This window comes from Empedobacter sp. UBA7248 (assembly GCF_002472945.1).
Taxonomy (GTDB): Bacteria; Bacteroidota; Bacteroidia; order Flavobacteriales; family Weeksellaceae; genus Empedobacter; species Empedobacter falsenii_C.
The window spans coordinates 64,114-83,202 of sequence record NZ_DKSU01000015.1 but is presented as its reverse complement, the minus strand read 5'-3'; the positions used below and the strand labels follow the sequence as shown (position 1 = coordinate 83,202).

The window sequence follows — 19,089 nt, the reverse complement described above, 5'->3', positions numbered from 1 at the left end:
ATTATCCATAGTTTTGAAACATAAATAAATCAGCTATTCAAAATGACTAAATACTTTATCTACATTATGTTATTCGTTTCAATATTTTCGTGTTCTAAGAAAATTGAAATCGATGAAAACAAAGTATTTAAACTAAATCGTTACGATAATATTTCTTCTTTAGATCCGATTAATGCGCGAACACAAGCCAATACGTGGGCTTGTAATTTGATGTACAACAGTTTAGTGAAGATTGATAATGAATTAGAAATTCAGCCCGATATTGCAAAATCTTGGACAATTTCAGAAGATGGAAAAACGTATTCTTTTACTTTGAGAAATGATGTTTTTTTTCATAAACATGAAGCTTTCGGAAAAGATTCGACTCGAATTGTAACTGCTTCTGATTTTGAATTTAGTTTTAATCGTCTTAAAGATCCAAAAGCTGGCGGTTCTGGTGGTTGGATTATGAATAATATTGATTCGTATAAAGCAATAAATGATACACTTTTTGAAATTAAATTGAAAGAAGCTTATCCTGCATTTTTGGGATTAATTTCGATGAAATATGCTTCGGTTGTTCCGAAAGAATTATTCAAAAATGGAAACGATGAATTCTTGAAACATCCAATTGGTACAGGTCCTTTTCAATTTAAGATTTGGGAAGATAACGTGAAAATGGTTTTTAGAAAAAATCCAAAGTATTTCGAGTTTGATGAAAAAGGACAACGTTTACCATATTTAGAAGCGGTTAATTTATCATTTTTACCAGAGAAAAATTCAGAATTTTTAGAATTAATCAAAGGTAATTTGGATATGATGGCAGATTTGGATCCTTCTTATAAAGATGAAATTTTAAATCCAATCGGAGATTTGAATCCAAAATATTCAAATATTTTAACGATTCAAAAAGTTCCTTATTTAAGTACCGTTTATTTATGTTTTTATCTTGATGCACCTAATGCAGTTGATTTGAAATTGCGTCAAGCATTAAATTATGGAGTTGATAAAAACAAAATCATCAAATATATGATGAAAGGTCAAGCTTTTGAAGCAGATGGAGGTTTCATTCCGAAAGGTTTACCAGGTTATTCGCCAGAAAGTGGTTACAAATATTCTCCCGAAAAAGCACGTGAACTAATCAATAGCTATAAAAAAACGAACGAAAAAATTGTACCAATCGAGCTGACAACTGTGCAAGAATATGTAGATGTTTGCGAATATATTGCGGCAGAAATGGTAAAATTAGGTTTACCAATAAAAGTGAATGTTGTGCCTGGACCAACGATGCGTGATGGAAAAGCAACGGGAAAATTTACGTTGTTCCGCGCAAATTGGGGAGCAGATTATCCAGATGCCGAAAACTTTTTGTCTTTATATTATTCGAAAAACTTTGCGCCAGAAGGTCCAAATTATTCACATTACAAAAATGGTGAATTTGATAAAATGTACGAACAAGCATTTTTGACCAATAATCCAGACGAACGTGCCAAAATTTATCAAAAAATGGATGCATTGATGATGCAAAACGCTCCAATTTTGCCTTTATTTTATGATCAAACAACGTTATTTTTGAATAAAAAAGTTAAGAATTTTTCGATGGGACCTATCAAATTATTAGATTTAACGAGAGTTTACAAAGAATAATTCCTTTGACATTTCTCAAAAAGTTTGAACATCTTTTAAAAAAATCTAAATAATATTTCATTTTATTTCACGACATTAGATAATTGTTAACTTATTTGAAATAATGGGTTTTCTCTAACGTTTGAAATCAACAATTTAAAAGAAATTATTTCAGAAATATAGGCGTTAAACCGAGTTTTTTTAGATATATTTGACACCAAATTTTTAATCAAAATCATTTAAATTTTTACTTATGAAAGTAAGACAACTTTTCGTAGTAGGATCTATCGTTACTCTTGTTGCAATTGGAGTAATCTCTTATTTTTGGCCAGGTATCTTATGGTCTTTAATAATTATTCTTCCTTTGATTGCTTTAGGATTTGCAGATATCTCGCAAACAAAACACGCTATCAGAAGAAACTTTCCAATTATTGGACATGGACGTTATTTGTTAGAAAGTATTCGTCCAGAAATTATGCAATACTTTGTTGAAACGGATACTGAAGGAAAACCTATTGACCGTTTGATGCGTAGTATGGTGTATCGTCGTGCAAAAAATGTAATTGACACAGTTCCTTTTGGGACGCAATTAGATGTTTATGAACCAGGATATGAGTGGTTAAATCATTCGATGTATGCTGGAAAAATCAAACATGCTGATGATCCACGTGTAAAAGTTGGTGGAAGTGAATGTAAACAACCTTATTTAGCAAGTTTATTAAACATTTCTGCAATGTCTTTCGGTTCGTTAAGTGAAAATGCTGTATTAGCTATGAATAAAGGAGCTAAATTAGGAAACTTTGCTCACAATACAGGTGAAGGAGGAATTTCTCCATATCACTTACAGCCAGGTGGAGATTTGATTTGGCAAATTGGTACAGGATATTTTGGTTGTCGTGCTACTGATGGTGGTTTCGATCCAGATAAGTACGTTGAACGCGCTACTTTACCAAATGTAAAAATGATTGAGTTAAAAATTTCTCAAGGTGCAAAACCAGGTCACGGAGGAATTTTACCAGCAAATAAAAATACTCCAGAAATCGCTAAGATTCGTGCTGTAGAACCATATACAACTGTTGATTCTCCTCCATCTCACTCTGCTTTCTCTGATGCAGAAGGAATGTTACATTTCATCAAACAATTAAGAGAATTATCAGGTGGAAAACCAGTTGGTTTCAAATTGTGTATTGGGATTAAACGCGAGTTTATTGAGATTTGTGAAGCAATGATTAAAACTGGTATCAAACCAGATTATATCGCAATTGACGGTGGTGAAGGAGGGACTGGAGCTGCTCCTGTAGAGTTCTCAAACTCTTTGGGTATGCCTTTATTAGATGGTTTAGCTTTCGCTGTTGATACATTACGTGGTTATGGTCTTAAAAAAGATATTCGTGTTGTAGCTTCTGGAAAAATTATTTCTTCTTTCCACATTGCTCGTGCAATGGCGATTGGTGCAGATTTAGTTTATTCGGCTCGTGCAATGATGATGGCTGTAGGATGTATCCAAGCTTTACAATGTAATACAAATACATGTCCAGTTGGTGTTGCGACGCAAGATCGTGAATTGATGAAAGGATTAGATGTAGAAGATAAAGCAACTCGTATGTATAATTTCCACAAGAAAACAATGCATATATTATCTGAATTAATTTCTGCAACAGGTGTTAAATCTCACAGAGATTTCAATCGTTCTCACGTAAATTTACGTATCGACAATACACGTATTATGTCTTATGATCAATTGTACCCAATTGTAGAAGAAGGTGCTTATGTAGGAATGTCTGTAGAAGACGTTTTACAAGAAATTAGAGTTCGTACATTAAGTAAAGTGAATTAATCAATTTCATATAATAATAAAAAAAGCAATCCAATTGGATTGCTTTTTTTATGCTTTAATTGTAACTATTTTATTAATAAGTAATCAATACAACACCGTTTTTGAAATAGCCAAAATATGTAGATTTAGCTGCTTTTTGATCAAGATAGTTGATTGTTGGTTGTATTGAAGCATCCAATTCTTCAAGCTGATTATAGAATTTTTCTTTCTTATTCACTAATATTAGCGGTTGTTCAAATGGATTATCATTCAAAGCATTTTGTTCTGCCAATACTTTTTCAACCTGTTTTACAAGATTTGTCTTCTGAGATTCATCTTTTATTCGTTGATTAATCTTAAAATCAAATGAATATTTTCCTGATGGAAGTTCTGTCATAAAATTGTAAATATCTTGTGAATATTGATTCTTAATTTTATTGAAAAAATTCTCTAAATCTTCGTTATAAAAAACTCTTTTCTTTTCCGTCTCATTCTTTGTAATAGTTGTGATATTAAATGGCGCATAATCTATTTTCTGTAAAGATTTACTTATATTAATCTTAGTAAATTCGTTATACAACTCATCATTTTTATCACTTTTTATTGTAAAAATATATTCTTTACCATTCGTAGAATTGATAAATTTTTCAGAAAAAACAACTTCTTGATGATTCAGTTCTATAGTTCTTAATCGTTGTTGAATCGTCACGTTGTAATCATTCAACGATATTGAATTCTCAATTTCTGAAGATATATTCGGTCCTTTTTGGCTATAAGAGTTTACAAGAAACGCTGTAAATGCTATGAGAGTATATGTCTTTTTCATAGTTAATAATTATTGTATTCTAAAGATATTATTTTAATCCAGAATAAAATTTTAAATAATTGTTAAAGTAAGACACAAAAAAACCACTCTTTCGAATGGTTTTTGAGATTATTTTGAAGGATAAACCATCGGTTTTCCATCTATTGTATTGTTTTTGATCGTTTCGTTTATCACTCGTTCAAACAAGATTTCTTTCTTATTCCAATGAAAAGCTGGATAATCTGAATTTGTTTTTATTTTATTGTTCGAAAAAATAATTCCGTCTACAGATTTTGCATATAAAATTGGTTTATCAAACGTTTCGAAATAGTTTTTCTCAATTTTAATTCCACTATGAAAATATTTCTTTTGATTTTTCAAGTCAGGAATTTCAGGATAAATGGAAATCACAGCATTTGTAAACTGAAACATATTGGTAAGCGAATTGATAAATTTATTATTTCGAATCGTAATATCTCTCGTAGAACCTGTTTCGTACCAACCATTACTATCTCCACACAAAAGAATCGCTGTACCAGAGGTATGATCAAAAAGATTATCTTCTACAATAGTCTTTTGCGGCGTACTGAATAACGCTCCTCTTGCACGATTATTTCGAATTGTATTTCCTTTAAATTCAACTTTTGGCGTCCAAGTCAAATTTTCTATTCCAATATCCATTGTTGCTGGATCAATAGATTTATCCAATGGTTTCGTCAATACAATTTTAAACTCACGAATTGGATCTGAATTATCATTACGAATCACTTCAATCGATTCTATTGAATTATTGTCATTCCAAAGCTCCATCGTTTTTGCTTGAATAAATTGAACCAAATCTCCTTTGTAACCCCAATCAAATCCATAAGCTTGCTCATGCATATATTTCGCAATAAGCGTTTTATCATCTAATTTTTTAAGGATTTTTAGATAAGTTCCGTGAATATTAATCGCGTCATCCATCATATTTTCGTACAGTCCATTTTTAGAAACAATAACTCCTTTACAACCCGAGAAATGCGTAGCATCTGCTTGAGCCGTAAAATATCTCGGATCATCTTTTCCTCTTAAGGAAACATTGAAATTATCTAAATAAATATTCTCCGTCAACTGCGCCAACAAACCCATTCCTTCAGAATAATGAACGGTTACATTTTCTAATCTAATATCCTTCCCTTTGTGTACAAAAATCCCAGGATTTGGGCGATACCAACTGCGCATAGCAATCACAGTTCCCGGAATTAACTTTGGATTCTTCCAATTTTTTGCTTTGATAATTCCTTTCGAAATTTCTTCAACATTTTTAGTTCCAACTCCAATATCACTTGTATTGTAAACAATATGTTTTGTATCCGCTTCAAAAGCAATTCCCGCTGTTGGCTGCATTTCCCAATCTTCCCCAGTGTTATAAAATGTGCCATCTTTTATTTTATAATTCACCCAAGGAGCTGTTTGGTAAGTTATAGTTCCTGCTTCTACATCATTTTCTAAAATTTTGACTTGACAAATTTGTGGTTGCTCAAAATCTATATTGATATTTTTTAGGGTTAAATTTCGATTACTAATCAATGAAATCGGTAAAATACGCCCATGAAAAATAAAATCTGAACCTTGACCATCTAAGGTAATATTGTTATAACCTTCTAAAGCAATACCAACTTTCTTCGGATTATCTTGATCGTGATTCGAAATATAATACTGTTTGGATTGCGTTCCTTCAGTATGAAAATCATAACGTCCTTTCTTAAACTTGATAGTTACAGGAATATCTTTCCCTACTTCAGAAATAATTTTTTGAATCGTTTGATTGATTGTTAAACTAATATTTTCACCTGTATTGGGCTGAATACCATAGTTGGACAAATCATAAACTTTGGAAGAACTTGCATGAGCATGCACAAAAAAAAGCGTTAACATAAGAAAAAACGCTTGCTTTTTTAAAGAATTTAAAATCATTAATAAATAGAGTTTAGTGTCAGGAGAATTTCCTGAATTATTCATATCATTAATAATCTAAAATACTTCAATAATTTATATTACACAACAATGTATTTGTTAAAAAGTATTTTTCTTGATATAATTTGAAGGTCGAAAACCTGTGTGTTCTAAGAATGCATCCGAAAAAGTCTTTCTCGAATTAAAACCTGTTTCTTCTGCTAAAGCATCAATTGTATATTTTTTGAGATTTGGTTCATCTGCAAATCGTTTCAAAAGATGATTAATTCTTAATTCGTTGATATATTGATTAAAATTTTTCGATCTCGAACGATTAATATAATTTGACACAATTGTTCGATTAGCGTTCAATTCTAGAACCAAGTCATTCAACGAAAATTTTGGATTTAGAAACAACTTTTGTTCTTCAAACAATTGCAAACTTTGTTCGAAATCTTCATCAATTTCAACTTCAAATTTTGTTTTTTCTACTTGATTTTCTTCCTTAATATCTGCTTCAATTATTGAAATTTCATCAAGACATTTTTGTAAATAATTCTTCTTTTTTTGATGTTTTTGATTCATTTTATAAAAAACAATTCCACCAAAAATTAGAATTGCAACTAAACCAAGAAATGAAGTTCTTTTAAAGTATTGATTCTTTTCTTTCAATAAATTTCGTTCTGTTTTCAAGAATGTATTTTCATATTTTTCGAGATTTGGTTTCAAAACAGTATGATCAGCCACATAAAACAAACTATCAAAAGACAATAAATTATTTACAGATAATAATTTATCTCGATTATTTCCATACTTCTCATTATATTCAACCACTCGTTCATAGGAAAGTCGTAATTCTTCATCAAGAATTTTATATTGTTTTGAGAATTCGACAACATTTTCAAAATATTGGATTGCTTCTTTATTTCGGTTTTGTTGATATAAAATTTCACCTAAAAATTGCTCCGAAATCACATACCATTTGATGTCATTTTGCTTCCAGAAAACTTGTTGTGCTTTTTTCAATGTATTAAATGCCGAATTATAATCTTTTTTGTAAAAATCAATAATTCCCTTGTTCTTCAATGCATATTGATAATTTACCGTATCAACCGTTTCAGATAATTCAATTTTATTGTAATAATCACTTTTGTTCAGATGATTTGTTTTGCTATATAAATAAGACAATTTCCCAAGAATAGAAAGATAAATGCTGAACGATTTTGGTTGCTGTTTATGCTTTTCGAAATAAGGTAAAGAAGTTTCGTACAACGCTATAGATTCCTTGATTTCATGCAAGTTTTCTTTTGTTTTTGCAATTCCGACAAGCGAAGAATAAAATGTAAAATCATCTTTTATTTCGGTTGAGAGTTGTTTCGAAATGGTAAAATTTTTCAAAGCATTATTGTAATTACGTTGCTCCAAAAAATAATTTCCTTTTTCAATATAAGCTTCACTCAACACAACTTTATCATTCAACCGATAAGCTGTTGAAATTGTAGAATCAATAATTCGAAGATTTTCTTCAACCAAATCATTATTTTTTTGACGTAAAAATTCAGCTTTATCGTTTTGCGTTTTTCCAAACATATTTATTGAACTGAATATGAATAGAATAACTGTGATAAATTTAAGAAACCTATTTCCCGAAATTATAAAACGTAACATATTGTATTTCTTTAATTTGAATAACATTGTAAACAATTATCATTTGATACCAAGTTGATAAAAAACATTTAAAAATATAAATTAAAATTGTTCAAACAAAAATTTTACTTCCTCTAAATGTAAGTAAAACAATAATCAACACAATTTTATTATGAAGCTTCTACAATTAATGCTCATTTTGATTAGCTCTTTTGCTTTTGCACAAGAAAAATTTTCGATTACAGGATATATTTCATCAGAAAATGAGTCAAAAACAATTCACGCAAAAGTTATTTTACACGATGAATTTCAAAATGTTATTCAAACAATTGAAACTGAAAACTCTAAATTTAACTTTGAAAATTTAGAACAAAAAATATATTCAATTTCAGTTATTTATGATAATAATATTCAAGATGAAGAACCTTTTTATTTGAACGAAAATAAAACATTTCACTTAAATATTGATGAAACTGTACAAATTAATGAAGTTGTAATCAATGGAAAAAAGGAAACTTTCAAAATAGAAAATGGCAATTATAATATTGATGTAGCCAATTCAAATTTTAATAAACTTGCTACAACCAAAGAATTATTTTCAAAATTACCAAGCGTCATGCTGGGTGCAGAACAAGAAACATTGACAATTATTGGAAAAGGAAATCCTTTGCTGTATTTGGACGATCAACAAGTTGATTTTTCTACCATTTCGAGTTTAGCAATTGAGGACATAAAATCGATTGAAATTATTAAAAATCCTTCTGCTAAATATGAAGCAAATGGAAAATCTGTTGTAAAAATTAACCTTAAAAAAAGTAAAAAAGAGGGTTTAAAATTCACTTTACAGGAAACATTATCGTTCAAAAGAAAGTTTAATAATTATTTCAATTCAACTTTTCAAATTCGAAAAAATAAAAGCGAATTTAAACTGAACGCATCTTATAATCAACTAAATCCTTGGGAAGGAAACGGATTTGATTATCGCGTAAAAGACAAAAATATTCAGTCCAATTATTTCATAAAATCGCAAACTAAACGTCCACATTTTATTGTAAACACAAGCTTTTTTCAGGAATTAAATGAAACTGGAGATTATCTTTCATTTGCTATTAATTCGAATTTCAGAAAAGATAAAGGTTTGATTGATACCAAAACAGAATATACAGAAAATAATGAAAATCAATCTATTTTAACGTTAAATGATAATGAAAATCATCGAAATTTTGTGAATACTTTGGTGAATTACAATAAAAATATTCAATCAATTGACGTAAGTATTTTAACAGGTTTGCAATACACGATTTATAATACAGGAACGACATACGATTTTTACAATAAGATAAATGAAAATGATATCGAATACAATCAATCGCGCTATCAAAAATATCGTCTTAAGGTTTTTGCTGGAAAATTTGATGTAGAGAAAAAATTTGAATCTGATCAAAAAATTGAATTTGGAGGACGCTTTACGCATGCAAAATCAGAAACAACTAATCAAACGTTTTTTCCTCAAAAATCATCAGAAAAATTTCTTTACAACTTCAAAGAACTGAATCTTGCAGCCTATTTACAATACATAAAAAACTATGAAAAATGGAATTATAAAGTTGGATTAAGAACAGAAACGACCAATTCTAAAGGTTTTGATGAAATAAAACAACTTTCGGATATTGATAAAAAATACATTGATTGGTTTCCAAATGCAGAATTTAATTACACTTTTGAGAATAAAAATGCATTGACAATTTATTATAAACGCACGATTGATAGACCGAATTACAGCACTCTTTCTTCTGGGAATTTGTATGGAAGTCCTTATATCGAATACAGCGGAAATTTTGATATTTTACCAACTTACACAGACACGTTTTCTGCGAATTATTCATTAAAAAAATGGAACATGAATGTGACGTATTATCAAAGTAAAAATCCGATGAATTATACATTAATTTATGATGATGTGAGAAATATTTCAACATTTACAACGGTTAATTTCGAAAAAGAAAAGAATTTTTCTGTTGGTTTAGATGTTCCGTTCGAATATAAATTTTGGTCAACACAAATTAGTTTAGCTATGATTTATAGTAAAATAATTGATGAAAAAGCTGTTCTTAAAAAATCTGTTCCGTATATCTATTTATACTCTAATCACAATTTCAAATTGGGAAAAGATTTCAATTTTATGGTTGATGGATATTGGTTAAGTAAACGAACAGAAGGAATTTATGATCGAAATTCTCAAATTATCTTCAATCTTGGATTGACAAAGTCATACAAAAACTTTGATTTTTCTATTCGTTTCAATGATTTATTCAAGCAAATGAAATTTAGCGAAACATTAAATTATGATAAAATTAGTTCTAAAAACCTATTTTTAGTCGACTATCAAGAACTATCAGTTGGTGTTAAATATAATTTTGGTCGTTTAAATAAAACTATCTCAAAAGAGAATAAAGTAAATGAAGAGGAAGGGAGAATTAGATAATCTCGACTTATAAAACCCAAAAAAGCCGTTCTTACGAACGGCTTTCAATTTATGGATTGTTAGAATGTTTTTATGTATTACAATTCTAAAGCTCTCTTAGCGTCACCTCCCATTAATACGTTTAATGGATCTTCTACCGCTTCTTTAACTGCAACTAAGAATCCTACAGATTCGCGTCCGTCGATGATACGGTGGTCATAAGATAAAGCAACATACATCATTGGAGCGATAACGATTTGTCCGTTTTTAACAACTGGACGCTCAACAATATTGTGCATTCCTAAGATACCTGATTGAGGTGGGTTGATGATTGGTGTAGACATCATAGATCCAAATACACCACCGTTAGTGATTGTAAATGTACCTCCTGTCATTTCATCAACAGAAATTTTTCCGTCACGTACTTTGATTGCTAAATCTTTGATAGATTGCTCAACACCACGGAAAGTTAAGTTTTCTGCATTACGTACTACTGGTACCATCAAACCTTTTGGTCCTGATACTGCAACAGAAACGTCAGCAAAGTCAAATTTTACTTGGTAGTCACCGTCAATCATAGAGTTTACGTCTGGGTATAACTCTAATGCACGTGTAACTGCTTTTGTAAAGAAAGACATAAATCCTAAACCAACACCGTGTTTAGCTTTGAATTCGTCTTTATATTGGTTACGTAAAGCAAAAATTGCAGACATATCAACTTCGTTGAATGTAGTTAACATTGCAGTTTCATTTTTAACAGAAACTAAACGTTGCGCAATTTTACGACGTAATGATGATAATTTTTTCTCTGATTGAGCACGAGTTCCTTGAGTAGAAGTTCCCATTGCTGGTGTAAAACGAGCTGCATCATCTTGAGTGATACGTCCGTCACGTCCTGAACCTTTTACTTGAGAAGCATCGATACCTTTTTCGTCTAAAACTTTTTTAGCCGCTGGAGATGGAGTTCCCGTAGCGTAAGTTGCAGCTGGAGCAGCAGGTGCTGGTGTAGCAACTGGAGCTGGAGCAGCTTTTACTTCTTCTTTAACCTCAGCTTTTGGTGCTTCTGCAGCTGGAGCGCTTCCTCCTTCTGGTTTAGCAGCTGATGTATCAATAAGACAAACAACTTGTCCTACTTCTACAACATCACCTTCTTCCGCTTTCAAAGTGATAATTCCACTTTCTTCTGCTGGTAATTCTAATGTTGCTTTATCTGAGTCAACCTCTGCAATTGCTTGGTCTTTTTCTACGTAATCACCGTCTTTTACTAACCACGTAGCGATCTCTACTTCTGTGATTGATTCCCCTGGTGATGGGACTTTCATTTCTAACATATCTATTAGCTTTATTTTTTAATTGAATACTTTATTAATTACCTCTTCGTAAATTTCAGCCCAACGTTTGCTTGAACCTGGCGCTGTTGCAGCACTTTCTGCTGGAGAAACTACGTCGAATGGATATTTTCTTAATTTACGTAAAATGTACATCCAAGCTCCCATATTTTCTGGTTCTTCTTGTGCCCAAATCAATTTAGCATTACCAAATTTAGAGATGATAGCATCTACTTTTTCTTCATTTAAAGGATATAATTGCTCTAAACGAATAATTGCAGTTTCTTTATCTCCTAATTCTTGACGTTTTTTGTCTAAATCGTAGTAGATTTTTCCTGAACAGAAAACTACTTTTTTCACTTTTTTCGCATCTACTGTTACATCTTCAATGATTTCTTGGAAACCTCCATTTGTGAAATCTGCTAATGATGATACTGCTGATGGATGACGTAATAATGATTTTGGTGACATTACAACCAACGGTTTGCGGTAATCTGTTACAACCTGTCTTCTTAATGCGTGGAAGAAGTTAGCTGGAGTTGTGATATTAGCAACAAACATATTGTTACCAGCACACATTTGTAAGAAACGCTCTAAACGTGCTGAAGAGTGCTCTGCTCCTTGCCCTTCGTATCCATGAGGCAATAACATTACTAAACCGTTTTGTAATTTCCATTTATCTTCTGCTGCAGAAATATATTGGTCGATTACGATTTGTGCTCCATTCACGAAATCTCCAAATTGAGCTTCCCAAATAGTTAACGCTTTAGGGTTTGCCATAGCATATCCATAATCGAAACCTAAAACTGCATATTCAGATAATAATGAGTTGTAGATTCTTAATTGACCTTGCTCATCATTAATATGGTTTAATAAGATAATTTCTTCTTCTGTGTCTTCAGTTTTTACAACTGCATGACGGTGAGAGAACGTTCCGCGTTCTACATCTTCACCAGAAACACGCACGTTACGTCCGTCTGTTAAGATAGAACCGAAAGCTAAAGCTTCTCCTAATCCCCAGTCGATTTTATCTTCCTCAATCATTTTTCCTCGTCCTTCAATTAAACGAGAAACTTTTTTGATTAATTTTTTACCTTCTGGAACGGTAGAAACAGCTTTTGCAATTTCTTTTAATTTTGCTTCATCGTAAGCAGTATTTGCTTGTTCAAAAACTTTTGCATCATCAGCAATTTCAAATCCTTCCCACTCTTCTGGCATGAAAGGAAAAATGTGATTACGCTCAATTTCTTTAGAAGCTTCGAAATTCGTTTCTAATAAAGCTTTAAATTCAGCTTCTTTTTGTTTAACGATTTCTTCACCAATTACACCTTCTTTTAATAATTTATCCTTGTAAATTTCACGAGGATTTGGGTGTTTAGCGATTAAGTTATATAATTTAGGTTGAGTGAATTTTGGTTCATCACCTTCGTTATGTCCATATTTACGGTATCCTAATAAATCGATGAATACATCAGAACCGAATTCTGCACGATAATCTGCTGCAAAACGGAAAGCGTGAACTACCGCTTCTACATCATCAGAATTTACATGCATTACAGGAGACAATGTTACTTTTGCAACATCTGTACAATATGTAGATGTACGCGCATCTAAATAGTTTGTTGTAAACCCAATTTGGTTATTTACCACAACGTGTACTGTACCACCTGTTTTGTATCCGTCTAATCCTGCCATTTGAACAACCTCGTAAACGATTCCTTGTCCAGCTACAGCAGCATCACCATGAATTAAGATTGGAATAATTTTAGAATAATCATCTTTATAATCTTCCTCAACTTTTGCACGTGTAATCCCTTCTACAACTGCATCTACAGTCTCTAAGTGAGATGGATTTGGTGCTAAATTGATTCGGATATCTTTTCCATTCAATGCTTTGATTTGATTAGATGATCCCATGTGATATTTAACATCACCAGCCATTAAATCTGTATCAAAAGCTTTTCCTTCGAATTCTGAAAAGATTTGAGAATATGATTTTCCAAAAATGTTAGCCAAAACATTCAAACGTCCACGGTGAGCCATCCCTACGATAACCTCTTGTACGCCGTGATCTGCAGAACGATTAATCAATGTATCCAAAGCAGGAATCAAAGATTCATTTCCTTCTACCGAGAAACGTTTTTGTCCAACATATTTCGTGTGCATAAAGTTTTCAAAAGCAGTTGCTTCATTCAACTTTTCTAAAACACGTTCTTTCTCCTCCTTAGATAATTTTGGTTGATTCAAGTTTTGGTTTAACCAATTCTGAATCCAATTAATTCTTTGAGGTTCTCTTACATACATATACTCGATTCCGATAGATTCGCAGTACATGTTTTCTAAGTGTCCAATGATTTCACGTAAAGTGATTGGTCCACCAATACCTAAAATTTCACCAGCGTTGAATGTCAAATCTAAATCAGCATCAGATAAACCAAAGTTTTTGATGTCTAAAGTAGGTTCAAAAGTTCTACGCGCTCTAACCGGGTTAGTCTTTGTAAATAAGTGTCCACGCGTACGGTAAGCATCAATCAAATTGATGACTTTAAATTCTTTCTGTACGTTGTCTGGAACTTGAGATACTACTGCAGGATTAACTACTGCTTGCGTTGTTTGACTAGCTCTGTTAGGAGCTGTTTGTGTTGCTGGTGCAAATAATGGCTCTCCATCATATGTTGCATTCGCAAAGTCATACCCTTGGAAAAAAGCTTTCCAACTTGGTTCAATACTATCCGGATATTGGACGTATTGATCATATAAGTCGCCTATAAACTCTAAATGAGCGGCATTTAAAAACGAAAAACGATCCATAAATTTTACTCTCTATGAGATTTAGCTACAAAAATAAACTATTTAAGGCTTTAAAAAAAATTACTTTCATCATATTTATCTTATCTCGCCATAAAAATATATTATAATCAAATAATCATTACATTTGATATAAATTTAAGAAAGATTTTACATTTAGATGAGAAATTTTCTAACAAAAAAAATAAACAAACGTTGGATTGGATTCTTTATAATATTTGTGATTTTCGCTATTACAATATGGTCGAGTAACAAAATTGTACAAGAGCTAAAGCGTGAAGAACACAAACGTGTAGAGAATTATGCGCGATCGTTAGAGTTGATAAGCTCATCCGAATTTTTAGATCCGAAAACGCAAGATTTTCTATTCAAATTAATTGAAGACAACAAATCAATTCCTGTTGCACTTGTAGACGAAAAAGGCATTATTGTAGACACCAAAAATATTGATGAATCGATCGTAAAAGATTCGGTTCAATTAAAAAAATATGTCAACAAAATGAAATCGTCCGAACAAACAATCGATGTTGAATTAATCGGAACTAAAAATTATGTTTATTTCAAAAATTCAAAACTTCTCAATCAATTACAATATTATCCACTCATCATTATTTTATTGATTTTATTGTTTTTTGGATTTTCGTATTGGTATTTCAAAACAATTCGTGACACCGAAAAAAGTTATTTATGGGCCGGAATGGCAAAAGAAACAGCGCATCAAATTGGAACTCCACTTTCTTCTTTAATGGGTTGGGTCGAATTATTGAAATTGGAAGAAATCGATCAAACTTCGGTTATAGAAATTGAAAAAGATGTGGATCGATTGAAACATATTGCCGAACGTTTCTCGAAAATTGGTTCAACTTCTGAACTCAAACAAACTGATATTATTTCAACTTCCAAACAAACAGTGGATTATATTTCTCAACGCATTTCCAAAGGAATTGAAGTAAATTTTGTTACAGATGTAGAAGAATTTAATATTAATCTTAATTCTTCTTTATATAGTTGGGTTATCGAAAATTTGATGAAAAATGCAGCTGACGCCATGCAAAATAAGGGCGTTTTGGATATCGATATAAAAACGAAGGGTAAATTTGTCGAAATTTCTATTGCTGATACAGGTTCTGGAATTCCGACCAAATTGCAAAAAAAGATTTTTCAACCTGGCTTTACAACCAAAAAACGCGGTTGGGGATTGGGATTATCATTAGCCAAACGAATTATCGAAGATTATCACAAAGGAAAAATATTTGTTGCCAAATCATCCAAAGAAATCGGAACTGAGTTTAAGATTTTATTGAAAAAATAATCAGAAATATTACACAAAATCTTGATTATATAATAAGGTATACTTTTTGTGACTTTGTTAGAACGACAACTGTTTTGTAAAATTAATAATTATGAATGCAACGACTATTGAACAAGTGAATTCTAAATTGAAACAACTTCCTGAATCACTTTTGGAAGAAGTTGAGCGTTATATTGATTTTTTGACTTATAAACACAATCAAGAAACTGAATTTGAGTTAAGTGACGAACAAAAGGAAATTTTGGATAATCGACTTAACGAACCAAAAGAAAATTTCTTGAATGCAAAAGATGTATTGAAAGAATTGCATGGTAAATATGATTTATAAGATTAGAATTTCTTCCGAAGCTGCCCAAGATATTGAACAAGCTATTTCTTATTATTCAAACTTTTCTACATCTACTGCAAAATCATATTTAACTGAATTGACAAAAGTTTTGGAAGCTTTGGAAATAAATCCTTTTTATCAAGTAAAATATAGAAATTTGCGTGCAAAAACCTTTTAAATCTTTTCCTTATTTGGTTTTATTTGAAACTAATGAAGAAGAAAAAACTGTTTTTATTTATGCAGTTTTTAATACACATAGAAATCCTACAAAATATCCAAAATAAAAAATGAGCTGAAAGTAAAACTTCAACTCATTTTTTAAATATCATTTTCTAATATCTAAATTCTAGCATCTCAGTACTAATTGCTATTCTTTCACACCAATATAAATCTCAATTTCTGCATCAGCAGGATTTTGAGCTTTTTCGGTATACAATTCGTAATCATATTTATACGTGCGATTTAGGTTTGCATCATCATTCCAAATTTCTGTCCATGTTTTACCAACTGCTTCGTGCAATTCTCCTTTGGTAATATACTTTTTGAATGTTTGTGGCTCAAATTCACGCCCAACCATCCCTTCTGGAATTTCATCTAATGAAGAAACTTCTAAACCAATTATCGTTGTATATTTTCCTGTAAAATCACTTTCGTAATCTGTGTAAACAGAATAAACATTAGAACTAATTGCATTTGGAATTTTAGTCATTATATTCTCGCCAAAAAATTGATGCCACAATTTTCCTAAATCTTCAGTCGCTTGACTATCATTATTAGACGTTTGAGTTGCTATTCCTATAATTTTTAACTTATTCATTTTTTAAGTTTTTAAAATCCTAAAATCATTTTCGCAATCGAAAAGTAAATCAACAAACCAAATATATCATTACTTGTTGTGATAAATGGACCTGTCGCAATCGCAGGATCAACACCATATTTATGCAACATAATTGGAATAAATGTCCCAATCAAACTTGCTAAAATCATCACAATAACTAAAGCTAATACAATGGTTGAGGAAATTTCGTAACTCGTACTCATTAAAAAATGCGTCGCCAATAAAAGTACAAAAGCTAATAATGTACTGTTTAATAAAGCCAATAACATTTCTTTTCCTAATCTTTTCCAAATAGAACCCGAAATATTACTATTCGCCAAACCTTGCACAATAATCGCGGAAGATTGCACACCTACATTTCCTGCCATGGCAGCAACAAGCGGCGTAAAAAAGAATAATTGCGGATACAAATTCATCGCATCACTAAAACTTTGCGACACATTAACTGCCACAAAACTACCTACCAAAGCCAATAAAAGCCAGGGCAAACGAGCGCGGGTTAATTTCAAGATATTATCATCAGAGTCGACATTTTGCGTAATCCCGGCTGCTAATTGATAATTTTCTTCAGCTTCTTCACGAATCACATCAATCACATCATCCACCGTAATTACACCAACCAAACGCATTAATTCGTCTACAACAGGCACTTCGTACAAATCATATTTTTCGATTACTTTCGCAACCTCCATATCTTTTGTATAGGTCTTTACATATTGAATCTTTTCATTGTAAACATCTGCAACTTTTGTATTTGCAGAAGTCGTCAACAAACGCTTCAAACTCAATGTTCCAAGTAATTTTTCATCTTCATCAACAACATAAATTGAGAAAACCTCTTCTAAATCCTCAGCTTGTTTTCGCATTTGTTTTACTGCTGTGATTACCGACCAATCTTTGTTGACTTTTATCAACTCTTTTCCCATCAACCCTCCAGCCGTATCTTCGTCGTAGCGTAAAAGATCTACAATTTCGCGGGCGTGTTCTTGGTCTTCTAATTGCGCAATTACCTCATCTTTCTTTTCATCAGAAAGCTCATTAATGACGTCAACAGCATCATCGGTATCCATCTCATTGATGACATCTTCAGCAATTTCTTTTGCAGTAAGCGTTTTCAGGAATTTGCGTCGATCATCTTCCTCTAATTCAAGAAGGATATCTGCAGAAATTTCATTATCGAGTAAATCAATTACAAAAGATTGTTCTTTGGTCGAAAGCTCATCAAACAATTCAGCAATATCAGCGGGGTGCAAATCTTGCAACATCTCCTTAACCGCTTTAGCATTTTGCTGATTAATACTTTCATTTAAATGTTCAATAAAATCTTTTGTAATTTTTACCTCCATAATCTATTTCATTCTTTTCGTTAACTCAATAAAATCTTCGACAGATAATTGTTCTGCGCGCATGTTTAAAAACTCGTGATCGTTTAGATCCTCAGGAATCCCCATAGCTTTCAACGAATTACGAAGCGTTTTTCTTCTTTGTCCAAAACCAGCTTTTACCACTTGAAAAAATCGTTTTTGTTCGACTCCTTCAATTTCTGTTCGGTAGCGTTTCATAATAATAACGCCCGATTTTACTTTTGGTGGTGGTGTAAAAACGTGCTCTGGAACTGTGAACAAATACTCGCAATGATAATAAGCTTGCGCTAATACAGAAAGTATACCATAATCTTTTGTTCCTTTTTTAGAAGCGATACGTTCGGCTACTTCTTTCTGAAACATTCCACAAACTTCGGGAACAGTGTAACGCTCTTCTAAAGCTTTAAAAATAATTTGCGAAGATATATTATACGGAAAATTTCCTAAAATAGCAATTTGTTCATCAAACTTTGATGAAAAGTCCATTTTCAAGAAATCTTCGGAATGAATTTTAAATCCTGGATAAAATGGTTGATAATATTCTTTTAAATATTCGACTGATTCTGTATCAATCTCCACAACCTCTATATTTTTCTTTGCTTGTAAAATATATTTTGTCAACACGCCCATTCCTGGACCAATTTCTAAGACACGATCATAGCCTTCCCAAGTTAATCCTTCGGCGATGTCTCGTGCAATATTTTCGTCATTCAAAAAATGCTGACCTAAATGTTTTTTAGCTTTTACTTTCAAAAATTCTAAATTTTAAGTTTTCTTTAACCAACTTACCGTAGAATATATACGGAATATCTTTCTTGCGAAATAAGTTTTTTTTATCT

General features: G+C 31.6%; 14 protein-coding genes. 6 read left to right on the top strand and 8 right to left on the bottom strand.

Going from position 1 to position 19,089, the window contains the following annotated elements; translation table 11 throughout:
* The first annotated feature begins 42 nt into the window (after positions 1-42).
* Together B4A23_RS14275 and B4A23_RS14270 are read left to right on the top strand one after the other, a co-directional pair.
* Positions 43-1,626 (top strand): ABC transporter substrate-binding protein, encoded by a 1,584-nt coding sequence (locus tag B4A23_RS14275; protein ID WP_291120940.1) that lies wholly within the window; start codon positions 43-45, stop codon positions 1,624-1,626.
* A 232-nt stretch (positions 1,627-1,858) separates the two neighbouring features.
* Positions 1,859-3,442 carry an FMN-binding glutamate synthase family protein gene (locus B4A23_RS14270; RefSeq protein ID WP_221855006.1) on the top strand — a complete coding sequence of 528 codons (1,584 nt, stop codon included), beginning with the start codon at positions 1,859-1,861 and terminating at the stop codon, positions 3,440-3,442.
* A 73-nt stretch (positions 3,443-3,515) separates the two neighbouring features.
* On the opposite strand, the gene B4A23_RS14265 is transcribed toward B4A23_RS14270, so the two are convergent.
* The 3 genes from B4A23_RS14265 to B4A23_RS14255 all read right to left on the bottom strand — a co-directional run bounded on the left by B4A23_RS14265 (position 3,516) and on the right by B4A23_RS14255 (position 7,751).
* Positions 3,516-4,247, bottom strand: coding sequence for a hypothetical protein (locus B4A23_RS14265; protein WP_286501926.1), 732 nt, complete (start codon positions 4,245-4,247; stop codon positions 3,516-3,518).
* A 108-nt stretch (positions 4,248-4,355) separates the two neighbouring features.
* On the bottom strand, positions 4,356-6,143 hold the full coding sequence (locus tag B4A23_RS14260; protein WP_291120937.1) for an alpha-1,3-galactosidase-related protein: 1,788 nt from the start codon (positions 6,141-6,143) through the stop codon (positions 4,356-4,358).
* A gap of 138 nt (positions 6,144-6,281) precedes the next feature.
* Entirely contained in the window at positions 6,282-7,751 is a 1,470-nt protein-coding gene (locus B4A23_RS14255; RefSeq protein ID WP_291120936.1) for a helix-turn-helix domain-containing protein, read from the bottom strand.
* A 229-nt stretch (positions 7,752-7,980) separates the two neighbouring features.
* Between B4A23_RS14255 and B4A23_RS14250 the strand changes: the two genes are divergently transcribed.
* Positions 7,981-10,293 (top strand): outer membrane beta-barrel family protein, encoded by a 2,313-nt coding sequence (locus B4A23_RS14250; protein WP_291120934.1) that lies wholly within the window; start codon positions 7,981-7,983, stop codon positions 10,291-10,293.
* Between the two features lie 77 nt (positions 10,294-10,370).
* Here the strand turns inward: B4A23_RS14250 and odhB are convergent, their stop codons facing one another.
* Positions 10,371-11,603, bottom strand: coding sequence for a 2-oxoglutarate dehydrogenase complex dihydrolipoyllysine-residue succinyltransferase (gene odhB, locus B4A23_RS14245; RefSeq protein ID WP_185096030.1), 1,233 nt, complete (start codon positions 11,601-11,603; stop codon positions 10,371-10,373).
* Between the two features lie 18 nt (positions 11,604-11,621).
* On the bottom strand, positions 11,622-14,411 hold the full coding sequence (locus tag B4A23_RS14240) for a 2-oxoglutarate dehydrogenase E1 component (RefSeq protein WP_291120932.1): 2,790 nt from the start codon (positions 14,409-14,411) through the stop codon (positions 11,622-11,624).
* Between the two features lie 157 nt (positions 14,412-14,568).
* Here B4A23_RS14240 and B4A23_RS14235 point away from each other — a divergent pair, with 157 nt between their 5' ends.
* From B4A23_RS14235 to B4A23_RS14225, 3 genes are all read left to right on the top strand, one after another.
* On the top strand, positions 14,569-15,720 hold the full coding sequence (locus B4A23_RS14235) for a sensor histidine kinase (protein ID WP_280046027.1): 1,152 nt from the start codon (positions 14,569-14,571) through the stop codon (positions 15,718-15,720).
* Positions 15,721-15,811: 91 nt separating this feature from the next.
* Positions 15,812-16,048 (top strand): DUF2281 domain-containing protein, encoded by a 237-nt coding sequence (locus B4A23_RS14230; RefSeq protein ID WP_286513965.1) that lies wholly within the window; start codon positions 15,812-15,814, stop codon positions 16,046-16,048.
* Complete coding sequence (locus B4A23_RS14225; RefSeq protein ID WP_291120928.1) at positions 16,038-16,226, top strand: type II toxin-antitoxin system RelE/ParE family toxin; 189 nt, start codon at positions 16,038-16,040, stop codon at positions 16,224-16,226. Before B4A23_RS14230 ends, B4A23_RS14225 begins: the two co-directional genes overlap by 11 nt.
* A gap of 189 nt (positions 16,227-16,415) precedes the next feature.
* On the opposite strand, the gene B4A23_RS14220 is transcribed toward B4A23_RS14225, so the two are convergent.
* The 3 genes from B4A23_RS14220 to rsmA are packed head-to-tail and all read right to left on the bottom strand — an operon-like array spanning position 16,416 to position 19,003.
* Positions 16,416-16,865, bottom strand: a complete 450-nt coding sequence (locus tag B4A23_RS14220) for a GyrI-like domain-containing protein (RefSeq protein ID WP_291120926.1) — start codon at positions 16,863-16,865, stop codon at positions 16,416-16,418.
* Positions 16,866-16,876: 11 nt separating this feature from the next.
* Positions 16,877-18,232, bottom strand: coding sequence for a magnesium transporter (mgtE, locus tag B4A23_RS14215; RefSeq protein ID WP_038332427.1), 1,356 nt, complete (start codon positions 18,230-18,232; stop codon positions 16,877-16,879).
* 3 nt (positions 18,233-18,235) lie between these two features.
* Positions 18,236-19,003: a 16S rRNA (adenine(1518)-N(6)/adenine(1519)-N(6))-dimethyltransferase RsmA gene (rsmA, locus tag B4A23_RS14210; RefSeq protein ID WP_291120924.1), complete on the bottom strand. Its 768-nt coding sequence runs from the start codon at positions 19,001-19,003 to the stop codon at positions 18,236-18,238.
* Positions 19,004-19,089: the final 86 nt, after the last annotated feature.

Excerpts from the sequence above, each read along its gene's own strand:
- B4A23_RS14220 (WP_291120926.1), bottom strand. The coding sequence starts at position 16,865 with ATGAATAAGTTAAAAATTATAGGAATAGCAACTCAAACGTCTAATAAT.
- mgtE (WP_038332427.1), bottom strand. The coding sequence starts at position 18,232 with ATGGAGGTAAAAATTACAAAAGATTTTATTGAACATTTAAATGAAAGT.
- B4A23_RS14235 (WP_280046027.1), top strand. The coding sequence starts at position 14,569 with ATGAGAAATTTTCTAACAAAAAAAATAAACAAACGTTGGATTGGATTC.
- B4A23_RS14230 (WP_286513965.1), top strand. The coding sequence starts at position 15,812 with ATGAATGCAACGACTATTGAACAAGTGAATTCTAAATTGAAACAACTT.
- B4A23_RS14240 (WP_291120932.1), bottom strand. The coding sequence starts at position 14,411 with ATGGATCGTTTTTCGTTTTTAAATGCCGCTCATTTAGAGTTTATAGGC.
- B4A23_RS14265 (WP_286501926.1), bottom strand. The coding sequence starts at position 4,247 with ATGAAAAAGACATATACTCTCATAGCATTTACAGCGTTTCTTGTAAAC.
- B4A23_RS14270 (WP_221855006.1), top strand. The coding sequence starts at position 1,859 with ATGAAAGTAAGACAACTTTTCGTAGTAGGATCTATCGTTACTCTTGTT.
- B4A23_RS14275 (WP_291120940.1), top strand. The coding sequence starts at position 43 with ATGACTAAATACTTTATCTACATTATGTTATTCGTTTCAATATTTTCG.
- odhB (WP_185096030.1), bottom strand. The coding sequence starts at position 11,603 with ATGTTAGAAATGAAAGTCCCATCACCAGGGGAATCAATCACAGAAGTA.
- B4A23_RS14250 (WP_291120934.1), top strand. The coding sequence starts at position 7,981 with ATGAAGCTTCTACAATTAATGCTCATTTTGATTAGCTCTTTTGCTTTT.
- B4A23_RS14225 (WP_291120928.1), top strand. The coding sequence starts at position 16,038 with ATGATTTATAAGATTAGAATTTCTTCCGAAGCTGCCCAAGATATTGAA.
- B4A23_RS14255 (WP_291120936.1), bottom strand. The coding sequence starts at position 7,751 with ATGTTTGGAAAAACGCAAAACGATAAAGCTGAATTTTTACGTCAAAAA.
- B4A23_RS14260 (WP_291120937.1), bottom strand. The coding sequence starts at position 6,143 with ATGTTAACGCTTTTTTTTGTGCATGCTCATGCAAGTTCTTCCAAAGTT.